4 protein-coding genes are annotated in these 7,296 nt (G+C 41.5%); all 4 read left to right on the forward strand.

The window, feature by feature from the left end:
• Positions 1–150 precede the first annotated feature (150 nt).
• Positions 151–339: a 50S ribosomal protein L28 gene (rpmB, locus tag HMPREF2991_RS06425; protein ID WP_001140948.1), complete on the forward strand. Its 189-nt coding sequence runs from the start codon at positions 151–153 to the stop codon at positions 337–339.
• A gap of 153 nt (positions 340–492) precedes the next feature.
• Complete coding sequence (locus HMPREF2991_RS06430; RefSeq protein WP_000216429.1) at positions 493–858, forward strand: Asp23/Gls24 family envelope stress response protein; 366 nt, start codon at positions 493–495, stop codon at positions 856–858.
• Positions 859–860: 2 nt separating this feature from the next.
• Positions 861–2,528, forward strand: a complete 1,668-nt coding sequence (locus HMPREF2991_RS06435; RefSeq protein ID WP_070683701.1) for a DAK2 domain-containing protein — start codon at positions 861–863, stop codon at positions 2,526–2,528.
• Positions 2,529–2,704: 176 nt separating this feature from the next.
• A partial coding sequence (locus HMPREF2991_RS06440; RefSeq protein ID WP_142350317.1) for a YSIRK-type signal peptide-containing protein occupies positions 2,705–7,296 on the forward strand: 4,592 nt, incomplete at its 3' end.

Genomic DNA, 7,296 nt, shown 5'->3' on the forward strand with positions numbered 1-7,296 from the left:
TTGAGTTATAAGGATATTTGATTAGTCCCAAAAATTTAGACACAAACAAGTCTCCGAATTTCCTTGCCAAAATAGAGAAAGTGTGATAACATAGTACGGTATGTGGTGCTAGCACATCCGCTATATTAGATCTAATAGGAGGAAAACACAATGGCTAAAGTATGTTACTTTACAGGTCGTAAGACTGTATCAGGAAACAACCGTTCACACGCGATGAACCAAACAAAACGTGCCGTAAAACCAAACCTTCAAAAAGTTACTGTTCTTATCGATGGTAAACCTAAAAAAGTTTGGGCTTCAGCTCGTGCTTTGAAATCAGGTAAAGTTGAACGCGTTTAATAAAAATGAAAAGACCGCTTAGGTCTTTTTCTTTTGCTCTAAGGATAAAACCATTTGAAAAATAGAGCAAATATCCGCAGATACAGCATTCTGCTTTTACACTTGGGCTGAAATATGATAAAATAGAGTATCAACTAGTTGAGGTAAAAAAAAATGACTGTAAAGATTAATACAAAAGATGGTCAAATCGAACTGACTGATGAAGTGATTGCAACCATAGTAGGTGGTGCCGCAACTGAGATTTTTGGTGTGGTCGGTATGGCTAGTAAAAATGCCCTCAAAGACAATTTCCAAGCCCTCCTTGGTAAGGAAAATTATTCTAAGGGTGTTGTTATAAAAGCAGCCGAAGATGGTAGCATTGCAGTTGATGTTTATACCGTATTGAGCTACGGAGTAAAGATAAGCGAAGTGTCAAAAAACATTCAAGAGCGTGTTCGTTTTAGTTTAGAAAATCAACTAGGAATTACTGCTCAGACTGTGAATGTCTACATTCAAAATATCAAAGTTGTAGGAGAATAATCGTGTCAAAAATTACTACCAGTTTATTCCAAGAGATGGTGCAAGCTGCATCAACTCGTTTGAATAAGCAAGCAGAATATGTCAATTCATTAAACGTCTTTCCAGTTCCAGATGGAGATACTGGGACAAACATGGGAATGACCATTGAAAATGGTGCGAAAGAAGTAGCAGACAAGCCTGCTTCTACAGTTGGAGAAGTAGCGAGCATTCTTGCCAAAGGGCTCTTGATGGGTGCGCGTGGGAACTCAGGGGTTATCACTTCTCAGCTCTTCCGTGGCTTCTCTCAGGCTATCAAGGGAAAAGATGAATTAACAGGTCAAGACTTGGCTCTTGCCTTCCAATCTGGTGTCGAAGTAGCTTATAAAGCGGTTATGAAACCAGTTGAAGGAACCATTTTGACTGTTTCTCGTGGTGCTGCCATTGGGGCTAAGAAAAAAGCCGAGGAGACAGATGATGCTGTTGAGGTCATGCGTGCAGCCTTGGAAGGCGCGAAAGCAGCTTTGGCTAAGACACCAGAAATGCTTCCAGTCCTTAAGGAAGTTGGTGTGGTAGACTCAGGTGGTCAAGGTTTGGTCTTCATTTACGAAGGCTTCCTTTCAGCTCTTACTGGTGAATACAGTGCTTCTGAAGACTTTGTAGCGACTCCTGCCAACATGAGTGAAATGATCAATGCAGAGCACCACAAGTCTGTAGCAGGGCATGTGGCAACTGAGGATATTACCTTCGGTTACTGTACAGAGATCATGGTAGCCCTCAAACAAGGTCCAACTTATTCTAAGGACTTTGACTATGATGAATTCCGTAACTACTTGAATGACTTAGGTGACTCTCTACTTGTTGTCAATGATGATGAAATCGTCAAAGTTCACGTCCATACAGAAGATCCAGGTCTTGTCATGCAAGAAGGTCTTAAATATGGTAGCTTGATCAAGGTAAAAGTGGACAACATGCGTAACCAACACGAGGCGCAAGTTGAAAAAGAAGCAACTCAAGGAAACAAGCCTGCTGAAACAAAAGAGTATGCTCTTATCGCAGTAGTAGCTGGTCAAGGTTTAGCAGATATCTTCCGTGCCCAAGGTGTGGATTATGTCATTGAAGGTGGTCAGACAATGAACCCTTCAACAGAAGACTTTATCAAGGCTGTTGAACAGGTCAATGCTCGCAACATCATCTTCTTGCCAAACAACAAAAATATCTTTATGGCAGCTCAGTCTGCGGCTGAAGTGCTTGAACAACCTGCTGTTGTGGTAGAAGCGCGTACAATTCCTCAAGGGTTGACCAGCCTTCTTGCCTTTGACCCAAGCAAATCAATCGAAGAAAACCAAGAACGCATGACTGCAGCCCTTGGTGATGTTATCAGCGGTAGTGTAACAACAGCCGTTCGTGATACAACTATCGATGGATTAGCAATTCATGAAAATGACAATCTTGGTATGGTAGATGGGAAAATCCTCGTGTCAAATCCTGACATGCACCAAACCTTGACTGAAACTTTGAAACATATGTTGGACGAAGACAGTGAAATCGTGACTTTCTATGTCGGTGAAGACGGAAGCGAAGAACTTGCCAATGAAATTGCCCAAGAAATCGCAGAAGAATTTGAAGATGTTGAAGTAGAGATTCACCAAGGTCAACAACCCGTATATCCATATCTTTTCAGTGTGGAATAATGGTGAAAATGGAATGAAAACAACAGAAGGAAGCTGGTTTTTCAGCTTCCTTTTTCTATGCAAATGGAGTTATAAAGAAATTTCTGTAGAAATGAACATTCTATTGGAAATTCTATTTACTATAAGTTATAATGATAAAGCTGTTATGTTAGATTAAGTATGAATATAAAGGAGAAATGATGAAGAAAAAAATTTTTAATCAATCTTTTTCCCGCTTTTCAATTAGAAAGTTAAGTGTTGGGACCTGTTCGGTATTGCTAGGAACTTTTATGGTCATGGCTACTTCTCCAGTGCAAGCGGATGAAACTCAAGTCAACAATAAGGAACAACAAACGCAGGCGGAAATTCAACAGAAGGAAAAAAGTACTGATAATGGGCAGGAAGTCATTTCTGAGCCTCAAAAAGTGGTAACACAGAACGAAGCGGTTAAGGAGCTGGAGGATAAAGCTGAACCGTCCAAAACAGAAGTATCTGCACCAGTCTCTCAGAGCCAACCAGTTTCTCAAGTTGACAATACGAAGGAAGCGAGTCAGCCTTCTTTAGATGAGGAGAAAAAGCAATCTCTAGAATCAACTCAAACTGAGCAGAAAAGCAAGGAAGAAAGTGGCTCTAGCGGGAAAACTTCTTCTAGGCGCAAGAGATCGCTAGATGAAGTCAATGCAGAATTTAAAACTCATTCGCCAATCAAAGATATCCATGCTGTAGATAGTGTTCGTGAGTCCTTGACTTTTAGTATTACTGGACACGAAGCAGATTATTCTGGTGGGTATATCAAAATTCATTTCCAAAATGGGAAGGCTATTAAATTGACCCCTTCTCCAGTCGGTGGTGTAAAGTTTAGCCAAGAAAAAGCGAATGGGGATCTTGATTTAAAGATAGAACCTGCGAATCTGAGAGGTGGGGCAAACTATAACTTCGTCTATACTTTTCAGATAGATCCTTTGACGCAGAATTGGGGAGGCGCTGTCCAAGCCCTTGGACCAGACCATAAGGTGACCGCAACTGCTAAGCTCTATGACAAAAATGGCAATGTCCTCAAAGAACTTGGAAGCATTGAACACACATGGAAAGTCTTAGAAAACGGTGTAGGTGGTCTGACACCAATGTCTAACAATCAGGTCATTGGCTATGATCGAGACAACGATGGTATCGTTGACGATGGTTCGTCGGTTGTGTCTTTCTACCTATTTAATGGTGCGAAAGATCCTAAGAATAATACGGCAAGAAATGATTATTTCAACTATGGAAATGGTGTCTTTGATGGTCGTATGATCAATGGTATGGGGATTAGTGATGTCGGGGGACATATCATTGATCCTGTCACTTCTTATACCTATAATGTAGATCTAAAAGAAGGTTATGAATTGACAGATGAAGCCAAAGCTTTGGGATGGACTGCCGATGCGACGGGTTACCATCTGACCATTAACAGAGCTAACAATCCGCTTCAAGATATCAATAACAATAAAAATAAGCTCATTCCAATTTCTTTTAAGTTAAAGAATGCCAAAGTAGCAGATATCAATAGAAAAGCGCAAAACCTAACTGTGACAGGTATCTATACAAAAGCAGATGGGACTAGTTATCAAAATACGGCCGTTCTTCCCTATACTCTCTTTGTTCAAAAAACAGATCAGCCAGAGTCTTCTCTCTTCGAATATAGACACTATAATCAGTCTGACTCGGAGATAATTCGTTCCTATGGTGAAACAGAATACCGTTCTTATGTTCGACTCTCATCAGTCGCTGAGGTTGAAAAAGATTATCCTATCAATGACTACACGGTCACCCATAGAATACAAGACCCACGAGAGTCTTATCGAGAAGTCAATGCGATTGAGGAGCGTTATTGGAATGAATTTTTCTCTTCACCGGATGCATCTGTAGAAGTATACAATAAAGCTACAGGTGAGTTGTTAGGGACTTTTAATAGTAACACTCGTAGCCTACGACTGACGGAAGAGCAAGATGTGAAGGAACTGGAGTACAAGTTTAAAAATATCAAGATGAGGAAGTCCTCAACAAATGATACATCAATGTTTGTTTTCCAGACCAAAACACGTTTTAATAATTGGGAAAGTCTCTATAAAGATTCGACAATCAGTAAGTTGGATTCTAGAACGGATTTCACATTTAACAATACTGGTAACACTGTTTCCTTATCTCAAACGGCCTCAGCTGAATTAACACGCGTTAGCCAGCAAATTTCGATGGTTGGACGCCGTCGGACAGATGTCTTTAATCGACACACAGATGCTTCTGGTTTTAAAGAAGATTTTATCACAAGGACTGCGGGTAAAGAAACTCCTACCCAGAACTTCGCAAACTTGACAGGAGTTTACCATCTGGCTTATTTGGCTGATCCACAATTAAACTTTAGTGGGAATCCTAATTTTAAGGTCTATTATAATTACAAAGATACTGGGAAAACTCTCTACTATGCTCAAGTAAAGGGAACCCCAGACTCACCTATGCCCCCAACTCTTTTGAAATTAGAAAACAAGACGATTCCAAATGGGACCTATACCTATAAAGCGATTGCTTTTTGGGACGAGGAACTTCCTGACGTTCAAGCTCAGAATGGTTATGACTTGGGGGAGCTAGATGGGATTACAGTTACCTCGAAAAATTCGGTTTCTTATGACTTTGATGTGATCGTACAGGCTTCTGAAGCGAGTGGTGTCTACTCTGAAGTGAAGAGAGCTACAGATCAACACTTTGCCTACAATACCCAAGAGCACTATCCTGGTGATGAGATTGATTTCAGAGTGACCTATAAAAACGCAGCTAAACAGTCAGTTTCAGATGTATATGTCTTATCTTCTTTGCCGATGAAAGGTGATAAACAGCTGGAATCAAGAAATCGTGGATCGGAGTTTACCGTTCATTTGACAAAAGCTCTAACACCACCTTCAGGCTGGGGAGTTCAATATAGTCGTACTGCGGGCACTGCTACAGAAATTAATGCTTCACAGTGGCTCACAGCAGACCAAGTGTCGGATTGGTCAGAGATTCGTGCAATTCGTTGGCATTCGACTGCTCCGGTTGCTGCTGGAAGTAGGATTCAGTTTCCTATTGATGGAGCAGTTATCGGGCAAGATACTGCCCCAGGTGCTACGGCTTATCTTTCTTCGGCACTGGCAAATGGCAGTTCCAAGTACACTGAGTCCAATAATGTTTCAATCCAAATGTCTACCAAACTGTCATCTGCAAGTTTCACCTTTGTGGATATAAACGATCCGTCTAAGGAAGTACAACTAGGAGAGGTAGACACAGTTGTAGGCAAACCTAATGGACCAATTTCTTATGATCCTGCTCGTCGAATTAAGGAATTGGAAGATGCAGGATATGAACTGATTAGTAACGATTTTACAGATCATACCTTTGGTGACTCGACTAGTCCAAAACAATTCAAGTTTCAGTTTAGACACAAGATTACAGAACTAACCGAAACTGTTCGTGGAACTCGTGAAATTGATTATGAATATCTCAAAAAAACAAACCATTCTGATTTATCACTCCTTGCTCCAAAGCATGTTGAGACTCATTCGTTTACTCGAACCAAGAGAATTGACCAGGTTTTAGCGAAACGGCAACCAAATGATGCGACAGCTGGTGTGACATACTCAGCCTGGTCTGCAGACCAAACTTGGTCTCAAGTGATTTCTCCTGAAATTCCTGGCTATTATCCAAGAGAGGATATTGATGCAAACACAATGTCGGGAGAAGGAGCTCTCGATGAATATTTATTGACCGCGGATGATCCTAGAGATGAAGAGTTGGAAAAAGAATTTACCTGGTATCGGGTGGTGTATTATGTTCCACTTCCAGTTGTCCCTTCAGCAAGTGCAGCGAAATCTAAAGGCCTTCAAGGGCAGAAGCAAGCAGCAACGATTCGATTTGATGAGGATAGAGCAAGCGAGAGCGAGGTCCACTTTACAAAAGGGACAACAACCATTAATGGAGCAAAGAAATCCGTTGACCTAGTCCAAAGCAGTGTCTTTCTTTATGATGAGAATGGACAAAAGGTAACTTCGCTAACCATTGCCAACCAAGGGACGTACGATTTAGATCTTGTAAATAAAACAATTGTCTTTACTCCACTGAAAACCTTCTATGGTCCGGCAACTCCAGTTCGAGTTGGAGTGGTGGATAAAAATGGAGAGTCGGCTGTAACGACCTATACCCCAGTTGTTGAGAAAGTAACGCCAACTGGTACAGGTGATATGACAGAAGGTCTGCAAGGTCAGGTCCAAGAAGGTAAAGTGACCTTCACTCCAGGCCATGACTCAGTTCCATTCCCAGCGGATTCGACACCACTATTTGACAATGGTACAACTGTGAAAGAAGTACCAAATGTTGGTAAGTTCGAAGTGGATGCAGATGGCAAGGTGACCTTCACCCCAGATAAGCAATTCAAGGGGGAAACACCAGAACTTGAATTGACTCGTGTGGATGCCAACGGAACTCCTGTTACTGTCAAGTACCAAGCGGTGGTGAAAGAAGTAGTTCCAACCAGCACTAACGCAACTAGCACGGGTCCTCAGGGTGTTCCACAAACAGGAACTCCAAGCTTCCAAGGTGGCGACCCACTGGTTCCAATCGATGAAACTGTGGCAGCGACATTTGAAGATGGATCAACTGAAAAAGTGATTCTAGGTGAAGGAACTTACACGATTGCATCAAATGGAACTGTGACCTTCACACCAGACAAGCAGTTCGTTGGTACACCAGAACCAGTCACAGTCAAACGTGTTGATAAGAATGG

The organism is Streptococcus sp. HMSC072D07, assembly GCF_001814835.1.
GTDB lineage: Bacteria > Bacillota > Bacilli > Lactobacillales > Streptococcaceae > Streptococcus.